The following is a 23326-nucleotide window of genomic DNA, read 5'->3' as shown; positions in this document are numbered from 1 at the left end:
CCCGACCGCGCTCCGGTGGCAGGAGGCGCTCGCCGCGACCCCGTCCGAAGGGCACTGCTACACCCAGCCGCGGTGGTCAGGCGCACGGCAGCGTGGCCACTGCCGCGAGTGCTGCCCCCGACGCTGCCACATGGCCCGCTGGCCTACCTGACACTGGATGAGAATGGCGCACCGCGGTGGGCGGTGGTGGCCGCGGCTGGTGCGACGGGCTCGAGTCCGTTCCCCCCTGATCCGCAAGTTCCCTCAGGAAGTTTTCGCAGGTAAGAGGCTCCCCGATCGACTTCCATCGACCATGATCGACAGTCCTGCTGTGGCTGGGGGTCAAGGGGTCGTGGGTTCAAATCCCGCCGTCCCGACAGAACAGGAAGCCCTGTCGATCACGGAGAAATCCGAGGTCAACAGGGCTTTTGTGTTTTCGGCTTCCACCGCCGTCAAGGTCAGACGACCCGGAGCGGGGACCATCTGGGGATCGCCGGGCGCTCCGATGCAGACTCGACGCCTCCCCCGCCGCAGCGATGGACTGGGCGTTCGGGTGCATAGCCCCGCCGGCCCGCGCCGTCCCACACCCGTACCTGGAGCGATCAGTCGTCGTTGGTGCTGCCCACAGGGGACCTGGGGGCAGCACCGACCGGGCTTCCTCACCTGCCCTGTCTGATTCTCGGGTCCGGCAGGACGCCACTGGGCGTCCCACCGCGTCTCCAGCCCCCGGTGAGGCGGGTTCGTGGTGTGACAGGAGGGGTGTGGTCGAGCCGCCAGGTCACCAGCAGGAGCAGGCCCAGGCTGATGCCGCCGACGATGAGGTAGCCACTGCTGCCTCCGACGGAGGAATCCCACAAGGCATGCAGCGTGACTACGCCTACGAAGACCAGGACGAAGCGCAGCCGTGCCAGGTTGAGGTGGCGGCTGCTCCGGATGGCTACGAAGGCGGCGGTCGCCAGGCCCGTCCAGGCGGCGTGGCCGCCCGGTTCCGCCAGTGCGCGCACGACGAGGAGGTTGGTCACCGAGAGCAGGTCCCCTTGAGTGCGCAGCAACGCGACGAACGCGTACCCCAGGGTCTCCAGTGCGGCGAAGCCGCTGCCGACGGCGACGCCCAGGACGAGTCCGTCCGTGGTGCGGGCGCGTCGGCGGGCCAGGATCAGCACCGGGACCGCCAGTTTCGCCGTTTCTTCGATCAGGCCGATGAGCGGTGCCGGAGTGTGGCCGAGCAGTCGCGCCGACTCGAACTCGAGCGGCCCGGCCAGCACGCACCCGACAACCCCGCCCAGCACCGCCGCGGCGGCAATGCGGGAGAAGGACAACGCTGCGGCCATCTTGAGATCGGACACGAAGGTGGTAAAGGTCACCGGCACCACGGCAGCACCGATCAGAAGCAGCGCAGGCACGTAAACGGGATTCCTGGTGACCAGAAGCGCGGCGAACACAGCCGTGTACAGCACCAGCCCTGTCGCCAGGACGGCCAGCCAGTGCAGGCGCCGCAGGATGCGTCGGTGCAGGGCCGGTGGCGGGGAGCCGAGGAGATCCGGGGCGCCGCCGGGATGCGGGAGGCCGGGAGGACAGGGCGGGGCGTCGAGGAGCCGCTTCATGATGCCTCCTTGGGCACGAGCGTGGTGGGGGTTGCCGGACGGCCGGCGATCTCGTACACGGCCTGGCCGTCGACCGTCTCCTCTTCCAGCAGCCGCCCGGTCAACTCGTCGAGGGCGCGGCGGTGGCGTTGGAGCAGGTCGATGGCATGCTGTTCGGCGGTGCGCAGCAGCCGCGCCACCTCGTGGTCGACCATCCGTTGGGTGGCCTCGGCGTAGGGACGGTCGGGGGCCTCGGCATCCAGGTAGGTCGACGAGGGAACGGGGTAGGCGACGGGTCCCAGCCGATCGGACAGTCCGAACTCCCGCACCATCCTCACGGCGAGCCGGGTGGCCCCGGCGAGGTCGTCGCCGGCGCCGGTCGAGGCCTGCCCGAAGACCACCAGCTCGGCTGCCCGTCCGGCTAAGCGGACGGCGAGGGAGTCGGTCAGATACGCCTCGTTGTAGAGGCGGCGTTCGTCCTCAGGGAGTTGGTGGGTGACGCCCAGTGCCATGCCGCTGGGGAGGATGGTGACCTTGGCGACCGGGTCGGCGTTGGGGGCAAGGGCCGCGACCAGAGCGTGCCCGCTCTCGTGGACGGCGACGGTGCGCTGCTCGGTCGGCAGCAGAACGCTGGACTCGTCCCGCTGGCCGAGGACGAGCCGGTCGCGGGCCTGGTCGAAGTCGGCGGCGCTAAGCTCGTCCCGGTCGGCGCGGGCGGCGCGCAGTGCGGCCTCGTTGACCAGGTTGGCCAGGTCGGCGCCGCTGAAGCCGGGCGTGGCGCGGGCGATCTTCGACAGGTTCACGTCCGTGGCCAGGCACTTGTCCCGGGCGTGCACGTACAGGATGCGTTCGCGGTCGGCCAGGGCCGGCAGCGGTACCTGCACCTGCCGGTCAAAGCGTCCGGGGCGCAGCAGCGCAGGGTCGAGAACCTCCGGACGGTTGGTGTTGGCCAACACGACCACCGAACTGTCGCCGGAGAACCCGTCCATCTCGGCCAGCAGCTGGTTGAGGGTCTGTTCATGCTCGTCGTGACCGGCGACCGCGCCCACGCCCCGGCGGCCGCCGATGGCATCGATCTCGTCGACGAAGATGATGGCAGGAGCCGCCTGCCGGGCTTGGGCGAACAGGTCCCGGACGCGGGAGGCGCCGAGGCCGACGAACATCTCCACGAAGGCGCTGCCCTCCATGGCGAAGAACGGCACGCGGGCTTCACCGGCGACTGCCCTGGCCAGCAGAGTCTTGCCGGTGCCGGGTGGGCCCATCAGCAGGACGCCGCGCGGCCCGCGCGCGCCCGCCCGCCGGTAGCGGTCGGGCCGCTGCAGGTAGTCCACGACCTCACGGATCTCCTGCTTGATCCCTTCGTATCCGGCGACATCGGTGAAGCGGGTGGCAGGCCGTTCGGCGTCGGTCACCCGTCCCTTGGTACGCAGCAGCCCACCAAGGCCGCCGGAGCCGCCGCCGGTAAGGCCGCCCTGCATACGGCGTCCGATCCAGACGGCCGCGCCCAGGAACAGCAGCGTGGGCAGGAGCGAGACGATGAGTTGGCGCAAGGTGTCGCTCTGCTGGTAGGCCGATACCTGTACCCCGTCGTTCTCCAGGCGGGACGCCAGGTCACCAGTGGTGAGCGCCCACAGCGGGGCCTGCGTGGTGAAGCGGGCGCCTTTGGTGAGCGTTCCTGTGATGGTGCCGTCGCTGCCGACAGAGACCGTACGTACCTGGTGCGCCTGCACTCTGGTGAGCAGGGTGCTGTAGTCGATGTGCTGGGTGGTGGCGGACGCCAGCAGGTCTGGTCCGAAGAAGAGAATCATGAAGACGGCGATGGTCGTGAGAAGCAGCCGGACACGCCGGTATCACGGCTGCTGGGGCGGCGCGGACGGAGGGGACGTCTGCTCCGGTCCGGCGTCCGGGCTTCGGGACGCGGGCCCGCGGGCCGAACCGGTGGCGTGGCGGACGGCCCGGCCCCACCGGCGTGCGGTGGCGGCGATATTCATGGGAACCCCCTTGTGGGTGGGCGTCGTGGAGGAACAGGCCGGTGGGCCCGGTCGCGATTCAGGGTGCCGCCCGGCAGATGAGAGGAATATGAAGGCCGTCGACGGTCGGCGGACCCGATCTACGGCGTGCGCGCCGAGGAGGCCCCTGGAACAGCGGGTAGGTCTCGATGTCGATCAGCATGGAGCCGACGGACCGCTTGAGTCCTCGGGCGCGAAACCGCCGGCGGCGAGGTCGCCACCGTGGAAGGCCGTGGCCAGCACCACCACCATGGTCAGAACGGAGCACGACGACTTTCCACCAGCCGTCCAGGTGTTGGCCTCGGTCACCACGGTGCGTGCCGGAGACGAATGCCCCGGCCGGCGGTTCAGGCGTCGGGGTCGAGGCGATAGCCAGCACCTCGCACGGTGCGGATCGTGTTGCGTCCGAACGGGCGGTCCACCCTGTCGCGCAGGTAGCGGATGTAGACGTCGACGATGTTGGAGCCGCCGTCGTAGGCGAAGTCCCAGACGTGGTCGATCAGGTGGGTGCGAGTCAGCACCTCGCCGGGGCGCCGCATGAACTCGTGCAGCAGCGCGAACTCCTTGGGTGAGAGCCGGATGTCCACGTCGCCGCGGCGCACCGTGCGTGTGCCGGGGTCCAGGGCCAGGTCACCGGTGCGCAGGACGGCCGGGCGTTCCAAAGGGTCGCGGCGGGTGAGCGCGCGCAGCCGGGCGAGTAACTCGGCGAGGGCGAAAGGCTTGGTCATGTAGTCGTCGGCGCCCACGTCGAGGCCGCGGACCCGGTCGGGCACCGCGTCGCGGGCGGTGAGCATCAGCACCGGCGCCCAGCGGCCCTGCTCCCGCATCCGGCGGCACACCTCGAAGCCGTCGGGGGGCGGGATCATGGCGTCGAGGACGACCCCGTCGTAGTCGTACTCCAGCACCCGCCAGAGGGCGTCCTCGCCGTTGCCGGCAGTGTCCACCGCGTAGCCTTCCCGGTGCAGGCCCCGGACCAGCAGCGCCGCCATGCCAGGGTCGTCCTCGACGACCAGCAGCCTCATGGCAGCCACCCTAGAACCGCGCGACCGCCCTGGACGCTGCTGTCCTGCTTCGGCCTGCCGGAGGTGTCCTGGTCGTCGACCGGCGCGTCCGAGACCGACGCCCGGACCGCGGACGCGTGGCCCGCGGTCTCGACGCGGGCGGCCAGCCGGGCGATCTCGCCGTGCAGCCGATCCAGCTCCCGGGTGACCTCTACTGCCATCGCCTCGGCGCGGTGGGCCCTGTCCAGGAGGAACAGGGCCCGCTCGCCGGCCGCGTGATCGTGTCGGCGCACCGCCATGAGAACCAGCTGCGGCTCGGCCAGGGCCAGTCCGGACAGCACCAGAGCGACGACGGTCACCGGGCCTGCCCGTTGATCGCGCTGGGCGGCCGACACCGCCGCCGCGGCGACGAGGACGATGGTCGCGCCCACACCGACCCACGAGCCCAGCGCGTCGCGGGCCAGATCAGCGGCCCGCTCGCCCCGGCGAAGCCGGGAGCCGGCTCGCGCCCCAGGGGGCCGGCCCCAGCCGCTCTTGGAACGAAGCGGCGCAGGTGCCATGGGCGGTACGGACGGACGCGCGGCTCCCCGTGGAAGATCTGTTCCGGTTCTCATGACGTCAGGGTGCTCTGGTCAGGATGAGAGGTTCGTGAAGGCCCCGGGACCTCTGCCGGGGGGTGACTCGAGCGACGGGGGCGGCAGGGGCGCCGGACGTTGACGGCACGGACGGCGCGGGCCCGCGGCCGTGCCCACGTTCCCGTCCCGATCTCAGCAGATAGGGCACGGAGACGACCACGATGCCCGAGCAGAACAGCAGCCGGCCCTTGATGCGCAGCGCGGTCTGGTCGTGCAGGAGTTCCTCCCACCAGTGGCCCACGACGTACTCGGGGATCAGGACGGTGACCACGTTCCTGCCGTCCCGGCGGCGGCGGTGCTTCACGAAGCCGACCACCGGACTCGTGATCTCCCGGTACGGGGAGTCGAGGACCACCAGCGGGACGCCGATTCCCCGGGCCTCCCAGGCAGCCTCCAGCGATGCCGTCTCCTCGGGGTCTACGCTCACGCTCAGCGCGGTCAGGCTGCTGGGCCGCATGCCCTCCGCGTAGCCGAGCGCCTGCATCGCAGGCGCGTTCAGCCGGGACACCAGCACGATGGCGTCGTTGCGCGGCGGCACGGTGGTCCGGTCGGGCGGACGTGTCTGCTCTCGGACGCCTTCGTAGTACCGGTGGATGCCTCGCATCATCCAGAACAGCAACGGAACCACAATGCAGACGATCCAGGCGCCGTGTACGAACTTGCTGGCGAGCACGATGACGAGCACGGCACCGGTGACCACGGCCCCCAGCGCGTTGATCGCCTGAGCCCGCCGGACCGCCGCAGCGTACGACCCTGTCCTCGGCGAGCCGGCGGCTCCAGTGCCGCACCATCCCCGCCTGGCTAAGCGTGAACGACACGAACACGCCGATGATGTACAACTGCAGGAGGCGTGAGATGCCGGCCTGGAAGGCGACGATGAGCGCGCCCGCGGCCAGGGCCAGCACGATGATGCCGTTGCTGAACACCAGCCGGCCCCCCCGGGGGTGGAACTGGCGGGGGAGGTAACCGTCCCGGGCGAGGATGGACGCCAGCACCAGGAAGCCGTTGAAGGCGGTGTTGGCCGCCAGCACCAGGTCGGCGGCCGTCGCGGCCTGCATGAACGCGAACAGCACGCTGCGGCCGAAGACCGCCTCGGCGACCTGCGCGAGCGCGGTCGGTTCGACGTAGGACGCCGGAGTCCCGGCCAGCTGCCCGGGATCGTCGGCGTAGTGCACATGCGCCATCACCGCCAGCACGGTGATGCCGGCGAACATCGTCGTCGCCAGCACGCCCATGATGGCCAGCGTTCCTGCGGCGTTGCGCGACTTGGGCGGGCGGAAGCCGGGAATGCCGTTGCTCACCGCCTCCACACCGGTGAGCGCGGTGCAGCCGGACGCGAATGCCCGCAACACCAGCGTCACCACCAGCACGTAGTCGACCAGCAACGCACCGGCCGCCACCAGGCTCGCGGTCTCCCCCAGGCTTTCCCGGCTGACGATGTAGGAACCGCCCCCGCCGGGGTAGGCGAAGCACGTCTGCCGGTACGAGGCGACGACGATGGCCAACAGCGCGACGATCACCGCAGCGATCCACGGCGCCAGGTGCATCAGCGCCAGGCCGCCCAAGGCCAGCACCGCGAGGATCTGCTGGGTCGCGTAAGCCACCGAGGACAGCGGATCGCTGCAGAACACCGGTAGCGCCAGCCTCTTGGGCAGCAACTGCCCGGCCAGTCCGGCGGTGCGCAGCGGTGGGCCGACGAACGCCCGCTTGATGTCGAACATCCCGGTACTCCCTCCGGCTGGTAGAGCACCGCGGCCGGAACGTGCGGGGCCGTCCCGGCCGCTCGCCGATCACACTGCGATCCAGATGATGAGAACGGCATGAGAGCCGCACGCCTCACGGCCCGGCGGTGTGAGTGAGAGGATCGGGGCGGACGGGGAGGTCGAGGGTGCGGCTGTTACCCGGCACGTTGCGCGGCCGTGTCACGCTGGTCGCCGCGGTGGGCGCGACCGGCGTTCTGGTGATCTGCCTGATCGTGTTGTTCGTGACGCTCAACCAGCAGCTCTGGTCGGCTCTGGACGCGGGCCTGCGTTCCCGCGCGGGCGACCTGTCCGCGTCCGTGCGCGCCGGGGACCTCGCCGAGCTGTCCGGCGACCCGATCGCCCAGCTCTACGCGCCCGATGGACGGCTGCTCAGTGGCTCGGTGTCCGTCCGGGGTCGGCTGCTCGCTCCGTCCGAGGTGCGCCAGGTGCGCGGCACGGTGCTCACCACCCGTTCGGTGACGCTCGGCTCCGGCGTAGGACGCGCCCCCGTGCGGCTGATGTCCCAGCGCGTGATGCCCGACGGCCGCGTACTGACGGTCGGCGTGTCGGCCGAGCCGGTGCACGCGGCGCGCGACCGGCTCGCGCTCGTCCTGTTCGTGGCGGCGCCGCCACTGATCGGCCTGCTCGCGCTTGCCGCCTGGACGGTGGTGCGGACGGCGCTGCGTCCGGTCGCCGCGCTGACGCGTGAGGCGTCGGAGATCTCCTCGCTGGAGGCCGAGCGCCGGCTGCCCGAGGCACCCGGCGACGACGAGATCGCCCGGCTCGCCCGCACGCTCAACGACATGCTCGCGCGGCTCCAGGTGGCCGCCGCGCGGGAACGGGCGTTCGTGGACGACGCCAGCCATGAGTTGCGGACCCCGATCGCGATCTTGCGTGGCGAGTTGGAGCTCGCGCTGGGAGCCGGCGGGGCGGAGCATGAGGTGCGGCACTCGCTGCTCGCCGCGCTCGGCGAGGCCGACCGCCTATCCCGGCTCGCCGAGGACCTGCTGCTCCTTGCCCGTGCTCGGGCCGGTTCCCTGATCGTCCGAATCGAGCCGGTGGACCTGCTCGATCTGGCCGCGGCCGAGGCGGGCAGACTCGGGTCGCTGTACATGTTGCGCACCGAGGTGTCGGGCGATCCGGTCGTGGCCGACGCCGATCCCGACCGGCTTCGCCAGGTCCTGGCCAACCTCGTCGCCAACAGTGCCTCCGCCGGGGCGCGCACCGTACGCGTCGAGGTCCGCGACGGCCGCGAACACATCACCCTCCAGGTCGCCGACGACGGGCCCGGGTTCCCGTCCGGGCTGCTCACCGCCGCGTTCGCCCGCTTCACCCGCGGCGACGACGCCCGCACCCGCTCCGCTTCCGGCGCGGGACTGGGACTGTCGATAGTCCACGCGGTGGTCGCCGCGCACCGCGGGACGGTGTCCGCCCGCAATGGAGAACCCTTGGGCGGTGCCGTCGTCACCGCGCGCCTTCCCCGCGACTGACCCCCTTCCTCCGCCGGGCCGCCGGAGCGAGGCCACAGACGCCCGGCTCGTGTCTCACCGTCCTCTCACTGCCACGTGACAGGGGCGGAACGGCACGGTGCGAGCATCGTGCTCGTGTGCGGCGATTCCGACGCCGCGCTGCGCGCCCTGCTCACGGTCCCCCCGTCCGCTCGCGACATCGAGGGGAACGGCGCCGGCCTCGACGAGGCGTTCATCGAGCTCATCCGCGATCCCTCCGAAACCAGGCCAGACGCCGGATCCCGCGTCGGGTCCCAACTGCGGGAGTCATGATGAACACACTGGTGAATCCCGTTTACGCGCGCTACGAGATCATTCGGACTTCCGCAACGTGCGGTTCGTCCTCGTCCCGCTCCTGCTGCCGCTGGCGCTCTTCTTCCTGATCGCGGGCCCGAACCGGCAGCTGCGGCTCAACGGGATCGCGTTCCCGGTCTACTACCTGACCGGGAAGCGGCGGTCGGTGAGGTGTCCCCACTTAAATGACGGGCACGGTCGGGCGGATACCCTTTCCGGTCAGTTCGCTCCGACCATCCCGGCGGCCACGGCGGCCACCGCGAAACCCAGGAACATCGTTCCAAGGACCAGGAGAATGCTGTTCTCCAGCAGCGACCGCACCATGTTCCATCGGGTGAAAATGAGCATGACCTCCGGTTTGTGCGCCATGTACACCACCGGCACTTCTTGCCCCAGCTGCATCTGCGCGTCCATGCGGACGATCGGTTTGATCGCCACCCGGTTCCCGTGCCGGTCCTCAAAGGCGAGGACCGGTGCCCACCGCGTTCCCGATTCGGCCCTGGTCGCTGCGTTGTCGACCACTACACCGATCGTGCGAATGCCGCGCCACCAAAGCCGCAACACGTGCACGACATCCCGTAGATAGGCTACGAGGCAGCCCGCTCCGACCGCCCCGGCGGCCACGACGGGAATCAGTTCGTCCACCACTCCGCCCCTCTCCACTTCACGGGCTTTCGAAGGTCTTGGATGCCACTGGATGCCCTGCGGTTCGGTTCCAGAGGGCCCGTGTCGATCTCCCGAGGTCGGCGCCGCCGGCCTCCGGTTTCTTAAAGTTCCTCGGACCGGTTCTTCTTTTCGCATATCGATCTTGGCGGGGCTTTGAAGCGGACGATACGGCGGCGTCCATGTGTATGAGGCCGGGCGCGGCGCACATCGCGGGCAGGAGAATTTCCGCGCCGAGGGCTGCGGGCGCGGGCGGCTGGAATACGGACGAAAGGAAGCCGCGGCATAGGCAGCACGCTGGGTGGTCTCCCGTCCTTGCCCGTCCCGTCTCTCGCGGTGACCGTCGTGGTGGGCGATCACAGCTCCCGGAACTCGAGCGGGGCACCACCGGAGGCGAGCTGATCACCGCGATTCGCAACGGTCTCGCCTGACACCGCCACCACCGGTAACGGGCCCGGCATTCTACGCCGGGGCCCGTTGCTCGTCGGCGGGTCCGGATGAGTTGGCGGCGCGGTCGAGCAGCTCGGTCAGGAGCGCGCGCTCACCGGGAGAGTAGAGGTCGGTGTCGTCCACGACCGCGTTCAGGGCCACGGCGCGCCAGGCGACGTCGGGTGGGCTGCTCGCGGCGGTCGTAGTGATCGCCGCGAGGAGCGCTTCGCGCAGCCGGTCCGCGACGGCGGGATCGCGTTCCTCGGATGGCGTCGCGATGAGGTTCATCGTGACGCCGACGCAGGCGGAGTGCATCATGCTGACGGCCGTGTCGACGCTGACGACGAGGCGTCCGGCCTCCGCGATGCGTTCGACGAGCATGCGCAGCCGCGCCACGCCCTGTTCGGCGGCGGGGTGCCGGTGCCCCGGCTTGGGCTGGGCGTACATCAGCAGGTAGTGCGCCGGATTCTCCAGGCCGAACCCGACGTGCAGATCCCACCCGCCGCGCAGGTCGTCGACCGGATCGTCGGACAGTTCCTGGGCCTGTTTGCCCGCGAGGTAGCGCGCGAAGCCCTCCGCGGCGACGGCCTCGAGCAGCCCGTTCATGTCGGCGAACAGACGATACAGCGTGGGGGACTGCACCCCCGCGGCCGCGCTGACGGCGCGGGTGGTCACGGCTTCACGGCCCTGCTCGTAGAGCAGCCGGGTCGCCGCGTCGATGATCCGCCGGCGGACCTCTCCTCGTTCGCTCACGTGGCGATGTTAACAGGATTGCGTTGTCAATGCTTGCGCTAGCGGTGACCATTGTTTAGTGTTAGCAATGACAACAAGGAGCGATCATGAAGAGATCGGTACCGACGCGGATCGTCATCGCGGCCGTCCTGGCCGGGGCCTTGGCGTTCGGCGTGGCCGCGTGCGCCCCCGGCACGGACGCGAGAGATGCCGCCGTCCACCCGACGGCGTCCAGCAGGGGCGACTCATCGATGCTGCGCGACCGCACCGAACTCGTGAGGGGGCTGGAGGCGCCCTGGGGGCTTGCGTTCCTTCCTGATCGCTCGGCGCTGGTCTCCCTGCGGCTGTCCGGACGGATCGTCCGCGTACCGGCGGGCGGGGGCGTGGCGCAGTCCGTGGGTACGGTCCCAGGTGTCCAGACCAGCTCGGAGGGCGGGCTGCTCGGCCTGGCCACCTCGCCGCGGTTCGCGTCGGACCGCACCGTGTTCGCCTACGTGTCCAGTTCACCCACCAATCGCGTGGTCGCGCTCCGGATCTCCGAGGACTACCGCTCCCTCAGCCAGACCCGCGTCCTGCTCGACGGCGTCCAGACCGCCGACCGGCACCACGGCGGCCGGCTCCGCATCGGCCCCGACGGCAACCTGTGGATAGGGACGGGCGACGCGTTCGAACCCGAGAACGCCGCCGACGACAGCTCACTGAGCGGCAAGATCCTCCGGATTCGCCCGGACGGGACGATCCCTCGCGACAATCCGTCCGGCACCGCCATCTACTCCAGCGGGCATCGCAACGTCCAGGGCATCACCTTCGCACCGGACGGCACCATGTACGCCTCCGAGCTCGGCCACCGCACCTGGGACGAGGTGAACGTCCTCCGCCCCGGACGGGACTACGGCTGGCCCGAGACCGAGGGCGTCAAGGGTGACACCGGGGAACGGCCGATCGCCACCATCCATCCCGACGAGGCGTCCCCTTCCGGGGTCGCCTACGCGCGCGGCTCGCTGTGGATCGGCGCGCTCGGCGGGCAGCGCCTCTGGCAACTGCCCGTCCGGGGTGGGCGCGCGACCGGACGGCCGATCCCGCACCTGGTCGAGACGTATGGCCGTATCCGCACGGTCGAGGTGGCACCGGACGGGTCCCTGTGGATCGTGTCGTCCAACACCGACCGTGCCACCTGGGGCGGCACGGACGCGCGCCCCGGCGACGACCGCATCATCCGGATCCAACTCCCCGCACAGAGCTGAGAAGGAGCGCGATGAACGACCACGGCGACCGGTCCACCTCCGAACCCGATGTCACACCCGATCGGAAGACGGAGTTCCTCCCCGAATCCACTCGCCGGACGATACTCAAGGCCATGGCGGCGACCACGGCGGGAACGGCCGCGGTCGGGACGGGTGCGGCCGTCGCCCCGGCCGCCGCGGCCGAAACGGCAACGGCGGGGGCGGGGGCGGCCAACGCGCCCGCACAGGCCATCGCCGCCGGATCGTCGGTGCAAGTCTCGTTAACGGTCAATGGGCAAGTGCGCAAGGTCGCCCTGGAACCGAGGGTGACCCTGCTCGACGCATTGCGTGAACGCCTCGGCTTGACCGGCACCAAGAAAGGCTGCGACCGCGGTGAGTGCGGGGCGTGCACGGTGCTGGTCGACGGTGAGCGGGTCAAATCCTGCCTGACCCTGGCGGTGATGCAACGCGACGCCGAGGTCACCACGATCGAGGGGCTCGCGCGCGGCGACGACCTGCACCCGGTGCAGGAGGCGTTCATCAAGCACGACGCGTTCCAGTGCGGCGCCTGCACTCCCGGTCAGATCATGTCCGCCGTCGCCTGTATCAACGAGGGCCGTACGGGTTCGGAGGCGGAGATCCGCGAGTGGATGAGCGGCAACCTGTGCCGCTGCGCGGCGTACCAGAACATCGTCGCCGCCGTCGGTGCGGCCGCCAGGGAGGTACGGCGGTGAGGGCCTTCGGTTACACGGTCGCGGGAAGCCCGGCCGAGGCGGTACGGATGGCCGCCGCCACACCCGGTTCGACGTTCGTGGCGGGCGGCAGCGACCTGCTCAACCTGATGCGGGACGGTGCGGAGGCCCACGACCACCTCATCGACGTGAACGCTCTCGACCTCGACGGTGTCGATCTCGACCCCAGGAGGCTGCGCGTCGGTGCGCTGGTCAGGATGCGGCAGGTCGCCGAACACCCCATGGTGCGGCGGGAGTTCCCCGTCCTGTCGGAGGCACTGCTGGCCTCGGCGTCCCCGCAGGTGCGCAACATGGCCGCGATCGGCGGGAACCTGCTGCAGCGCACCCGGTGCGGGTACTTCCGGGACCCTGGCTCGGCGTGCAACAAGCGGGTTCCGGGCAGCGGTTGCCCGGCGCTCACCGGGCACAACCGGGGACACGCGATCCTGGGTGGCAGCGGCCACTGCATCGCCACCCATGCCTCGGACATGGCGGTGGCACTGACCGCGTTGGACGCGTCCGTGCACCTGCTCGGCCCCAGCGGCGAACGCGACGTCCCGATCGGCGACTTCTTTCGTCTTCCCGTGTCCACGCCCACCCGGGAGACCGCGATGCGCCCGGGCGAACTGATCACCCGGGTGGACGTGCCGCGCACGCCCCTGGCCGCGCGTTCGCGCTACCTGAAGCTGCGCGACCGCGCCACCTTCGAGTTCGCGGTGGTGTCGGTGGCGGCCTCGCTGCGCACCAGGGGCCGCGTGGTGGAGGACGTACGGCTGGCGTTCGGCGGCGTGGGAACCCGTCCGTGGCGGGACGTCCGCGTCGAGGCGGCGCTGCGCGGCCGTCCTCTCACCGCGGCGGCGATCACCGAGGCGGGGCGGGTCCTGGTCCGGGACGCCCAGCCGCGCGAAGGCAACAGGTTCAAGGTCGAACTCGTCCAGCGGGCACTGGAGAGCATCCTCGGCGAGCTGGGAGGGGTCCGATGACCGAGCTGGTCGGCCAGGGCGTTGAGCGGGTCGATGGCCGCGCGAAGGTCACCGGCGCCGCCCGCTACGCCGCGGACAACGAGGTGTCCGACCCGCTGCACGGATTCCTGGTGATGAGCACCATCGCCCGGGGCGAGGTCACGCAGATCAACACCAGGGCGGCACTGGCACATCCCGGTGTCGTCCAGGTCTTCACGCACACCACCATGCCACGGTTCAGGACGGTGCCGGGCTTCCCCTACAACAGGACGTTCATTCCGATCCAGGACGCGCGGATCCACCACAGCGGGCAGCCGGTCGCCTATGTCGTGGCCGAGACCCTGGAGCAGGCACAGGAGGCCGCCGCCCTGGTGAAGATCCGCTACCGGACGGAGAAGCCCACCGCACGACTGGACGACGCGCTCGACGAAGCGTTCCTGCCGGACGCTTTCCGCGAGCGCCCCAACGAGGTCGAGCACGGTGACGCCGAAGCGGCGTTCGCACAGGCCGAGGTTCGGGTCCAGCAGACGTACACCAGCCCGATGCAACACCACAACCCGATCGAACCGCACACCACCACCGCCGTCTGGAACGACAGCGGCCTGACGCTGTACGAAAGCGCGCAGGGCGTGATGCTCACCCGGATAGCGGTGACGAACGCCTTCAGGGATGCCGATGGCAACGCTCCCGATATCCGGATCATCTCGCCCTACCTGGGCGGCGGCTTCGGCGCCAAGGGACCCACCTATCCGCACACGCTGCTCACCTCCGCGGTGGCGCGGGAGCTCCGCCGCCCGGTGAAGCTCGTGCTGTCGCGCGCGCAGATGTTCACGTCCAATGGTCACCGCGCCGAGTACCGCCACCGCATCCGGCTCGGCGCCACGCGGCGCGGCGAACTGACCGCCATCGTCGGCACCTCGACGGCACAGGTGACCCGCATCGACGAGCGCATATTCAACACCAGCGACTCCACGCTCAACCTCTACACCTGCCCGAACATCCACGTGCGGCAGATGGGCGTGCGGCTGGACCTGCCCACCTCCAGCTACATGCGCTCACCGGAGACCACCGGGCACTTCGGCCTGGAGACCGCGCTGGACGAGCTGAGCTACGAGCTCGGCATCGACCCGGTGGAACTGCGGATACGCAACCACCGCACCGTCATCAATCCCAGCACCGGCGAGCCCTACGAGAAGCACCTGCTGGAGTGTTACCGCGCGGCGGCCAAGGCGTTCGGCTGGTCACGCCGTAACCCCAAGCCGGGGACGACCAGGGACGGCGACGAATACGTTGGCTGGGGCATGGCCACCGAGACCCACACCTACGCGGTGAACCCGTCCCAGGCCCAGATCGTTATCGGCCTGAACGGGCGGGCGACCGTGCGGGCCGCCACCCAGGACATCGGCACCGGCACCTACACCGTGCTCACCCAGGTCGCCGCCGACGGGCTCGGCATGCCGCTCGGCCACGTCACGACGCTGCTCGGCGACACCACCTTCCCCAACGCGTCCCTGTCGGCGGCGTCGGCCACGATGGCCAGCGTGGTCGGGCCGGTCTCCAATGGCGCGGAGCAGGCACGGGAGGCCGTGATCGCGCTCGCCGTCGCCGACCCGCGCTCCCGGCTGCACGGCGTGCCCGCCGAGAACGTCGTGGCCGAGAACGGCGACCTGTTCGCGCGCGGCGACCGCCGCCGGAGGGACAGCTACCGCGCCGTCATGGCCCGCCATGGCAGCGAGATCCAGGTGCTCGGCAGCAAGCCCAACAACGGCGGGCACACGTTCGGCGCGGTGTTCCTGGAGGTCCGGATACGGCCACGACTCGGCGGCATCCGCGTGAGCCGGGTCGTGACCGCCTACGACCTGGGACGGGTCCTCAATCGCCGGACCGCGCACGGCCAGGTCATGGGTGGTGTCACCTGGGGCATCGGCTTCGCGCTCTTCGAGCACACGATGGTGGATCCGAACACCGGGCGCGTGACCAATCCCAGCCTGTCCAGCTATCTGGTGCCGGTGAACGCCGACACGCCCAAGCTGGAGGTCATGTTCGTGGACCGCCCCATCGGCGACAGCCAGGCACTGGGCGCCCGGGGCTTCGGCGAGACACCGGGGACGGGTGTACCCGCGGCCATCAGCAACGCGATCTACCACGCCACCGGCCGCCGCCTCCGCGACGTCCCCTTCACCCGGGACAAGCTCCTCTGACCGCAGGCCCCGGCGCGAGCCGCCCCGGGACGAAGCGGTTCGGCCCGGGGCAGCTTGGAGGTGTTGATGGGTCGTCCAGCCGGGTGGATGCAGGCGTTGACGGGGCGGTCACCGATGAAGTCGCCGGGTGCGCCGACGACATCGCGGGCAGTCGCGGCCGGCAGCGCTTGCGGATCGCGCCCCACTCCCGGCCTCCGCGCAGGCGAGGAGAGCCGTTCGCCGGTTCGGTGCCACCTGACTTGTCGGGGATTGTCGTTACCGTGCTGCGCATGAGCGACAACGAGGACGAGGAGTACTGGGAGTGCTCGGAACCTGACGAGGTCCGCGAGATCGTCGAGGGGTTGGCGCGCACCGATCGAGGTGCCTGGCGGGTGGCCGATCTGGAACGCCTGACCACTGAGCTGGGGTGGCAGCCCTGGACGCCGGCGGAGGAGTACTGGCCCGCCGAGCCCCATGCCGATGGCAAGAGCAAATACTGGTTCTTCGCGCACGACAACACCGAGGGCATCGCCAGCACACGCCACGGCGACTCCGACGAGCTTGACAATCTGGAATTCCAGGTCGCCCGGGGCATGGGCGACATCGACATCGTCACCGCGGCCGGTTTCTTCCGCGAGACCTTCGGGGCGGTGGAGCAGGTACTGGGCCCGCCGAGCTGGTGGGGCAACCAGCGGATCGCCGGGCCCCAGACGCAATGGCTGCTGTGGCCGATGGGCACGGACCACCTGATCGTGGAACGCACCTGGACCACCATCACGATGCGTGTCCGCCGGGCCGACGACGATGACCTGACCTCGCCCAGCACCGACCGGGTGCGGTGGCGCGCGGCCGCCCCCGAACGCCTGCCCGACCCGGCCGCCGTGCCCGACCCGGCCGCCGTCGACTGGAAGCAGCTGCAGGAACGTCTGGCGCCGCTGCTCAGTAGCCTGGCCGAGGACGCGCCGGTGCTGCCCTCAAGCGTCATCGTGCATCTGATCTCACGCCATCACGCGCAGCGCTTCGTCTCGTTCTGGACTGAGGGACTGGGGCTGCGGATCGAGGCGATGGGCCTGTACCACGAACCCCACCTGGCCGACCGCGCACGGCTGAGCGCGCTGGGCTGGCAGGACGTGGGAGACGGACTGTGGCAGCGCCGCTTCCCCGAAGCCCTGCACGAGCAGGAGCAGTGCGAAACGGCCGCCCTTCTGCTGGTCGAGGCGCTGCGCATGCTCGGCGACGCGCCGGCCGATTTCACCTACGCGGGCACGCTCACCCTCCAAGGCCACCAGGCCCACCTGGACTTTCCCCAACTCGGCATCCCCCGCAACCCCGATCCCGCCTGAACGGTGCCGCGTAGGCGAACCGGCCAGGAACCTCGCCGCCGACCTTGACCCTCGCTGTGCCGGGGCAGGGCTGTGGCCCCATCACTGCAAGCCCAACCCGGACTTCGACGAACGGGGCTGTCGGCCGCGATGGTCAGGTTGGTTGAGAGCGGGCCCTGGCCGCCGCCGTCTCGGCGGCGGCCAGGAACTCTGGGGTGCCGAGGCGCCCAGCACGCTGTCACCGACCAAGGTGTCGCGGGAGGTCATTTGAGCACTGAGGTGTTTCGGCGCTGCTGCGGGCGCTCATCGGCCCTCCCCTCTGGCCTTGGCCACCTCCGCGTGTACTGGCCGGGCTGCCACATCTTGCTGCAGGAGATGTCGATCCGACGCCGCGCGAACGGATTTGGGTTGACAATTTCCCTAAGTGCTAAGAGTCTTTACTCTAAGCAAAATGGCGCACGATCGGAGGCCAGATGCCGCCGCGATCCGCTCGATCCGCTCGATCTGCCCGTTGTGCTCGGACCCAGCTCGCACCCTCGGCTCCGTCCATGTCCGTGGACATCTCGGCCGAGGTCAGCCGCGCACCCGATGGCCATGTCGATCGCCTGTACCCCAGCGATGAGCCGCCGCATTCCTTGATCGAGCACCGCGCGATCCGCTGTAGACGACGTCTTCCCTCATCGGCTCTTCCGGCAGGGAACGGATCCCATCTCGGTGACCTTCCGGTGTCGTAGAACCGAGACTTCGAATCCGCACTACTACAAGGCTGATCGATATGCGCGCGAGCCGCTTTGACGCTGTGGGAGGTTGCGGCAAACGGCGGCGGGAGACTTTGCGGCGTCAGATGCGGCCGGTCTCGTGGGCCCACATGGCGACCTCGACGCGGTTTCGGGCGCCGAGCTTTCGCATGAGGCTGGCGAGGTGGGCTTTTACGGTGCTTGGGGTGATATGGAGCTCGCTGGCGATCTCATTGTTGGTGCGACCTTGGGCCACAGGCACGAGGACTTCCTCCTCGCGGGCGGTGAGCGGTTCTATCGGCTGGCTCGGTGGTGGGGTCTGTGCGCGGGCGAACGCTGCGAGCAGCCGGACGGTCACGCTGGGTGCGATCAGTGCGTCTCCGTCGGCGGCGGCGTGGATGGCCTGGGTCAGCAGGGCGGGTCCGGCGTCCTTGAGCAGGAACCCGCGGGCGCCGGATTTGAGTGCCCCGTGGACATACTCGTCGAGGTCGAAGGTGGTGATGACCACGATCGGCAGGGGGTCGGTGACGTCGGGGCCGGCGAGGCGTCGGGTGGCTTCGATGCCGTCCATCAGCGGCATTCGGATGTCGAACAGGCCGACGTCGGGGCGCAGCCGGAGCGCCAGGCGGACCGCCTCGCGCCCGTCGGCGGCCGCGCCGACCACTTCGATGCCGGGTTGGGCGTCGAGGAGCATGGTCAGCCCGGTGCGCACGATGGGCTGGTCGTCGGCGATGAGGACTTTGATGCTCATCGTGGCGTCCCGGTTCGAGGCAGGACCGCCTCTACCCGCCAGCCCCGCTCGGCGGTGGGGCCTGCGCGGAAGGTGCCGCCGAGCAGTGAGGCGCGTTCCCGCATGCCCACCAGGCCGTAGCCTGCTGGGGCGCGGCCGCCGGCGGCGGAGCCGTCGTCGTCGATGGTCAGCCGTACCTGGTCGGCGTCGCCTGTGACGGCGACGGTGACCTGGGTCGCGTGACGGGCGTGCCGTCGAGCGTTGGTGATGCACTCCTGGGCCAGGCGGTAGATCGCGGTCCCGACCGCCGGGCTGAGGTCGTCGAACTCGCCGGATAGCGTCACCTTGACGCAGGGACGCGTCCGGCCATCGGTGGCGAGCTGCTCGACCTCGGCCACGCCGGGCTGCGGCGCGAACTCGGTGTCCTGTGTGGCGCGGAGCACGCCGACGATGGCGCGCAGCTCGGTGAGGGTGCGGGTCGCTGCGTCCTCGATGATGGCCAGGGCCTCGATGGCACGCTCGGGGTGGGAGGCCGCGATGGCACGTCCTGCTTGGGCCTGGATGGCGATGCCCGAGACGTGGTGGGCGACGGTGTCGTGGAGTTCACGAGCGAGCTGTTCGCGTTCGCGGGCCTTGGCGTGGTCGATGTCGCGGATGCGGATCTTCGTGCGATAGCGGATCGCGGTGCCGAGCGCGGCGGCGAACAGGAAGAACGCGTACCCCGCGACCACCTCCGCCAGGCTGGCGGGGTCGGCGCCGAGGGTGGTGATGACAGCCGGCCAGAGCAGGATGGCGCCGAGGCCGCTTGCGGCTTCCCGGCCGGAGCCCCACCGGAACAAGGCGTAGGCCAGGATCAGCACCGCAATGCTGCTGTTCAGCAGGGCGCCTTGCGACCCGGTGAGGATTCTGACGATGTCGACGATCGTCAACATGCCGAAGGAGACCGCGACCGCGACGAGCGGGTGCGTGCGTCGCCACAGCAGGGGGCCGAGGACCGCGAGCACCGCGAGTAGCAGCAGCGGGCGTGGCGCCAGGTCCTGGCGAAGCACCGCTTCCACCACCGACCAGCAGATCAGTACTGAGACCAAGGCCCAGTCTCGCGGCCCCGGGTCCGGGGCATTCGTGGGTCGAGGTTCGGCCCACAGCGAGCGGAGTGCGTTGGTGGCCATCTGATCAGCCTAGGCAGCCCGCGTGCTCGGTGTATCCGCCGAAAGTACAGGAGCCCGGCTGTGCCAACGGCCAGGTCGGACCAGGCTCCGCGGCCGATGTGCCCACCGCCGGCGTCGGTGAAGGTGGAAGCTCCCACCCGATCAAGCCAGGGAGCATTGTGATGAGAACGCCTCGATCCCACACCGCACCAGAGAATCCGCCGTCCCAGAGCACGCTGGAAGATCTGCGCATGCCCGTGCAGGCCAAGCTCGCGGCAGCATGGACCAGCTTCATGTTCCTCTACATCTACGTCGACTACCTCGCCCTGTACAAGCCCGGCTTCCTCGACGACCTCCTGGCCGGCATCGTCCACGAGTTCGACACCGGCCCGACCTTCGTCGCCATCGCGCTCACGCTCATGGCCATCCCGATCCTCATGATCCTGCTCTCCGTGACACTGCCCGCCCGTGCCAACCGAACCATCAATCTCGTCGTCGCAACGCTCTACATCCCCGTCTCGATCTTCAACGCGGCAGGGGAGACATTGACCTACTCCTACTTCTACGGCCTCTCCATCGGACTCGAGGTGCTGCTCCTGGCCTTCATCCTGCGCTCCGCCTGGACCTGGCCACGCCGCATCGCATCACCGGCGACCCCGGCAACCAGCCTCGACGGCGAGCCACTCCGCAGGCCGCAGCAGGCGTGACCGCCCGCCCCGGCGCCCGGCCATCCTTCGCTCGCGCCACCCGCGGGCACGGTCCATTCAGCGGTGACCTGATGGTCATGCCAGTGTGGCGATGCTCCGGGGATCGCCCAGATAGGTGTTGCGTGGGGCTGTGAAGACCTCGACGCCGTGGGCTTTGGCCGTGGCGATGTGGGAACGGGCGCGGCCGAACGCGGTGAGTCCTCGCCCGATTCCTGGGCGCAGGTCGTCACCACGGCAACCGAACGGTTCGAGCCGGTGACCGTTCTGGTGAACGACGCCGGATTCGCCGGCCCATCCGCGACCGTGGCCTCCATGACCGCCGACAACTACCTCAAGACCATCGCCATCGACCGGCACGGCGTCTTCTTCGGCATACGCGGGCAAGGCGACCCGGCCCGGTGGTGGAGAGCCGGGCCGCCCGGACCGTGTGTCACTCAGCGGTACGACGGATCGCGAGGAACTGGGCGGCGGCGAACGCGCCCACCGTGCCCGCCTGCATCATGGCCCAGACCACGCCGACGGCGTTCAGATCGAGCCAGCCGGTGGCCACGGCGACGACGCTCAGCACGCTCCACAGGACGTTGATCTCGATCACGGCGTGAACGGCCGCGCGGGAGGCACGGGCAGGGATCGACAGCGCCGCCACGGCGATCGCGAAGACGACCAGGAACGCGCCCAGTCCGCGTCCGGCCGCGGTGTCCAGGCCGAGAAGGCGCTCCACCGGGCCTGCCAGCGCCAGGTAGGCCAGGCCGTTGACGCCGGTGACGACGGCGTCCGCGCGCAGCGCCAGCTTCAGGAAGCGGGGTCCGTCGGCGAACAGGCCGGGGCCGGTACGGGTCTCAGGAGCGGTGTGAACAGTCATGATCGTGGTTCCTTCCGAAGGATGGTGCCGGCACGGCCCGGCGGGCACGTCCAGCAGGCTCGAACGCGGTGTGAATCGGACGACGCCGTGGTGGGCGTCCAGCGGACCGGCGCTGACGGCAGCGAAGCAGTAACCCACCAGCGCGTTCATGCCGCTCATGGCTTGCTTTACCGGGGTGATTCCTACCGATGACCACCAAGCTATGGAGACTGCGAAAACGAGGAATCAGTCGCGCTTAGGTACTTTGGCGGCGCACAGCTCGATGAGCCTGCAGGCGTTCTAGTGATCGATCACGTGCTGTTTCCCGAACGGCTGGCCGGCGCGGCATCGCGCTCGGAGTCGCTGCGGACTTCCAGGAGGAGTGGGAACGCCGCGTTCCGGAGGGCGTCCGGCTTTGGCCTGCCCGGCAGGCGTGTCCCTGCCGAGGCCGTCGACGAGCGTTGTCAGCAACCCCGCACGGGCGGGGCACCAGAGGCCGGAGTGCCGCTAATCCAACTCCTTGCGGTCCAACAGGCGCCTTGCAGCGTTCGGTGGTGGCGTGGGGGGCCGGCCGAAGGCGCGGGCCCAGCGCCGGTTGCGGGGCGAAGGCGTCGCGTGCCCGGTCGGGCGTGCCGGTCGCGGCCTCGATCAGTTCGGGCACGCAGCGCATCGAAGCGCAGGCCACCGGCACCGGACTCCCGCAACAGCCACGGCCCGACGGGCATGACGAACTGACGTCCCAGGAACGCCACATCGTCCGCCTCGCCGCCCAAGGCATGACCAACAAGGACATCGCTGCCCAGCTGTTCCTCAGCCCCGTCCCGTCGGCCACCACCTCTACAAGGCGTACCCCAAGCTCGGCGCCGCCTCCCGCAACGGCTCCGACACCACTGCGCCGAAGTACTGATCATCGACTGATTCCGCCGGCGGCGGACGTCCGTAGCTTCATGGACGGCGCCCTACCGCGCCTCGATATCGAATCCGCCACTCAGCCGCAGGAGTCAGTCGTGATCAAACTTCCGATCAGGGGCCTCACGGTCGCCGCCGCGGCCGCGGTCCCCATCGTCCTCGCGTCCCCGGTCCGGGCGGACGCCCCGGTGACCGAGGGAACGGTGACGCCCGCCGCCCAGGCCTTCATCGATCGGCAGACACGGTTCGGGGGGATGCCCACCTACACCGACCCGGCACGGCCGAACCAGGCCGAACTCGACGCTCGGGTCGCCGTCTACGGCGAGATGTGGGACCAGAACGCGACCCTGTGGGAGGCCGCCGGCGAACCGGTCCCGGCCGCGTCAACATCGAGAACTCGATCCGCGGGACGCTGGGCCTGGTCCCCGATTTCGGCTTCCGCCCCACCCGTATCGCCGCCGACCGCACCACGGTCATGTACGGGGCGCACAACCACGCCGTCCTCAGGGGCAACAGGGTCGAATACCCGGCGATCTACCGCGTCGTGCTGAACGACAAGGGCGACGTCGTCCAGGGCCGCCGCTACTACGACCGCTTCCGCTGGTTCAAGCCGCTGGACGGCTCCCTGCGGGACCTGTTCGGCGGCGTCACCGACCGCAGTCGCCCCGACGTCCCACCGGCGAAGGGTTCCGCGCGTCCGGGCGACATCGCGGGCAGGGCCGCCGCCTGGAACCGGCGAGACGCCGCCGCCCTGGTCAACGCCACGGGGCACGCCCCGCTGAGCGGCACCGGCCTTGACGACCGCCGGCTGCGCACCCGCGCCGGCAAGCTCGCGTACCTGCAGAAGCTGTTCAGCACGTTCGGCAACGACCCGGCCGCCGGCCTGAAGCCCGGCCAGACGGTGCGCACTCCCACCGCCACCTACCAAGAGTGGTACGGAACGGTGAACAGCCGGCACCGCACGACCTCGTTCGGGATCATCGAGCGATTCGGCTACCGCAACGGCCGCCTGACCGATTGGTCCCTGACCTTCGACACGCTGCCCCTGATCGCCGACAACCAGAAGATCGCCGACCTCTACGGCCTACTCAAACCTTGATCCCAGGCCGAAGCGTGACCCGGACGGTGAGACCACGCCCCCTCACCGTCCGGCGGCCACCGCGCCACAGGCCTCACGGCGATCGTCCGGGCATCGGCGATAGCCCGGTTGAGCTCTCGGTGTTCGCCGAGGTCGACCTCCCAGCGGACGCTTCCGGACTCT

Annotated in this window: 20 protein-coding genes and 1 pseudogene; 11 read left to right on the top strand and 10 right to left on the bottom strand. The window is 70.1% G+C overall.

The genetic code is table 11. From position 1 onward, the window contains the following. Positions 1-638: 638 nt before the first annotated feature. From ACA361_RS32335 to ACA361_RS32315, 5 genes are all read right to left on the bottom strand, one after another. Positions 639-1583, bottom strand: a complete 945-nt coding sequence (locus ACA361_RS32335; protein WP_375018337.1) for a PrsW family intramembrane metalloprotease — start codon at positions 1581-1583, stop codon at positions 639-641. Continuing rightward, positions 1580-3382: an ATP-dependent zinc metalloprotease FtsH gene (gene ftsH, locus ACA361_RS32330; protein ID WP_375018573.1), complete on the bottom strand. Its 1803-nt coding sequence runs from the start codon at positions 3380-3382 to the stop codon at positions 1580-1582. Before ftsH ends, ACA361_RS32335 begins: the two co-directional genes overlap by 4 nt. Positions 3383-3918: 536 nt before the next feature. Next, complete coding sequence (locus ACA361_RS32325; RefSeq protein WP_375018336.1) at positions 3919-4593, bottom strand: response regulator transcription factor; 675 nt, start codon at positions 4591-4593, stop codon at positions 3919-3921. Continuing rightward, complete coding sequence (locus ACA361_RS32320; RefSeq protein WP_375018334.1) at positions 4590-5132, bottom strand: hypothetical protein; 543 nt, start codon at positions 5130-5132, stop codon at positions 4590-4592. Before ACA361_RS32320 ends, ACA361_RS32325 begins: the two co-directional genes overlap by 4 nt. Before the next feature lie 50 nt (positions 5133-5182). Then, a complete protein-coding gene (locus ACA361_RS32315) occupies positions 5183-6928 on the bottom strand; it encodes an amino acid permease (protein ID WP_375018332.1) in 1746 nt (581 codons plus the stop codon). A gap of 167 nt (positions 6929-7095) precedes the next feature. Between ACA361_RS32315 and ACA361_RS32310 the strand changes: the two genes are divergently transcribed. Further along, entirely contained in the window at positions 7096-8439 is a 1344-nt protein-coding gene (locus ACA361_RS32310) for a sensor histidine kinase (protein WP_375018330.1), read from the top strand. Between the two features lie 114 nt (positions 8440-8553). Then, positions 8554-8730, top strand: a complete 177-nt coding sequence (locus ACA361_RS32305) for a hypothetical protein (protein WP_375018329.1) — start codon at positions 8554-8556, stop codon at positions 8728-8730. Between the two features lie 240 nt (positions 8731-8970). Here the strand turns inward: ACA361_RS32305 and ACA361_RS32300 are convergent, their stop codons facing one another. Beyond that, positions 8971-9396 carry a DUF3592 domain-containing protein gene (locus ACA361_RS32300; protein WP_375018327.1) on the bottom strand — a complete coding sequence of 142 codons (426 nt, stop codon included), beginning with the start codon at positions 9394-9396 and terminating at the stop codon, positions 8971-8973. A gap of 480 nt (positions 9397-9876) precedes the next feature. Continuing rightward, complete coding sequence (locus ACA361_RS32295; protein WP_375018325.1) at positions 9877-10596, bottom strand: TetR/AcrR family transcriptional regulator; 720 nt, start codon at positions 10594-10596, stop codon at positions 9877-9879. Positions 10597-10682: 86 nt separating this feature from the next. Between ACA361_RS32295 and ACA361_RS32290 the strand changes: the two genes are divergently transcribed. The 5 genes from ACA361_RS32290 to ACA361_RS32270 all read left to right on the top strand — a co-directional run bounded on the left by ACA361_RS32290 (position 10683) and on the right by ACA361_RS32270 (position 17014). Beyond that, a complete protein-coding gene (locus tag ACA361_RS32290; RefSeq protein ID WP_375018324.1) occupies positions 10683-11819 on the top strand; it encodes a PQQ-dependent sugar dehydrogenase in 1137 nt (378 codons plus the stop codon). 11 nt (positions 11820-11830) lie between these two features. Further along, positions 11831-12532 carry a (2Fe-2S)-binding protein gene (locus ACA361_RS32285; protein ID WP_375018322.1) on the top strand — a complete coding sequence of 234 codons (702 nt, stop codon included), beginning with the start codon at positions 11831-11833 and terminating at the stop codon, positions 12530-12532. Beyond that, positions 12529-13512 carry an FAD binding domain-containing protein gene (locus ACA361_RS32280; RefSeq protein WP_375018320.1) on the top strand — a complete coding sequence of 328 codons (984 nt, stop codon included), beginning with the start codon at positions 12529-12531 and terminating at the stop codon, positions 13510-13512. Before ACA361_RS32285 ends, ACA361_RS32280 begins: the two co-directional genes overlap by 4 nt. Next, positions 13509-15692 carry a xanthine dehydrogenase family protein molybdopterin-binding subunit gene (locus tag ACA361_RS32275; RefSeq protein ID WP_375018318.1) on the top strand — a complete coding sequence of 728 codons (2184 nt, stop codon included), beginning with the start codon at positions 13509-13511 and terminating at the stop codon, positions 15690-15692. Before ACA361_RS32280 ends, ACA361_RS32275 begins: the two co-directional genes overlap by 4 nt. A gap of 269 nt (positions 15693-15961) precedes the next feature. Further along, on the top strand, positions 15962-17014 hold the full coding sequence (locus ACA361_RS32270) for a hypothetical protein (RefSeq protein ID WP_375018316.1): 1053 nt from the start codon (positions 15962-15964) through the stop codon (positions 17012-17014). Between the two features lie 819 nt (positions 17015-17833). Here the strand turns inward: ACA361_RS32270 and ACA361_RS32265 are convergent. Further along, positions 17834-18481: a response regulator gene (locus tag ACA361_RS32265; RefSeq protein WP_375018314.1), complete on the bottom strand. Its 648-nt coding sequence runs from the start codon at positions 18479-18481 to the stop codon at positions 17834-17836. Then, positions 18478-19629, bottom strand: a complete 1152-nt coding sequence (locus ACA361_RS32260; protein WP_375018312.1) for a sensor histidine kinase — start codon at positions 19627-19629, stop codon at positions 18478-18480. The genes ACA361_RS32265 and ACA361_RS32260 overlap by 4 nt, the downstream gene beginning before the upstream one ends. Before the next feature lie 230 nt (positions 19630-19859). On the opposite strand from ACA361_RS32260, the gene ACA361_RS32255 reads away from it, so the two are divergent. Beyond that, on the top strand, positions 19860-20315 hold the full coding sequence (locus ACA361_RS32255) for a DUF6326 family protein (RefSeq protein WP_375018310.1): 456 nt from the start codon (positions 19860-19862) through the stop codon (positions 20313-20315). 75 nt (positions 20316-20390) lie between these two features. On the opposite strand, the gene ACA361_RS32250 is transcribed toward ACA361_RS32255, so the two are convergent. After that, entirely contained in the window at positions 20391-20672 is a 282-nt protein-coding gene (locus ACA361_RS32250) for a hypothetical protein (RefSeq protein WP_375018586.1), read from the bottom strand. Here ACA361_RS32250 and ACA361_RS32245 point away from each other — a divergent pair. From ACA361_RS32245 to ACA361_RS32235, 3 genes and pseudogenes are all read left to right on the top strand, one after another. Next, entirely contained in the window at positions 20571-20900 is a 330-nt protein-coding gene (locus ACA361_RS32245) for a hypothetical protein (RefSeq protein ID WP_375018571.1), read from the top strand. The genes ACA361_RS32250 and ACA361_RS32245 overlap by 102 nt on opposite strands. Positions 20901-21707: 807 nt before the next feature. Further along, positions 21708-21932 (top strand): annotated as a pseudogene (locus ACA361_RS32240) (hypothetical protein); the annotation flags it as partial. A gap of 482 nt (positions 21933-22414) precedes the next feature. Beyond that, complete coding sequence (locus tag ACA361_RS32235; protein ID WP_375018584.1) at positions 22415-23164, top strand: hypothetical protein; 750 nt, start codon at positions 22415-22417, stop codon at positions 23162-23164. Positions 23165-23326 lie beyond the last annotated feature (162 nt).

Origin of the sequence: Actinomadura sp. 21ATH, from assembly GCF_041951345.1 — a bacterium.
Taxonomy (GTDB): Bacteria; Actinomycetota; Actinomycetes; order Streptosporangiales; family Streptosporangiaceae; genus Spirillospora.
Note: the sequence above shows the minus strand (reverse complement) of the source record. Positions and strands in the feature narration are given on the sequence as shown.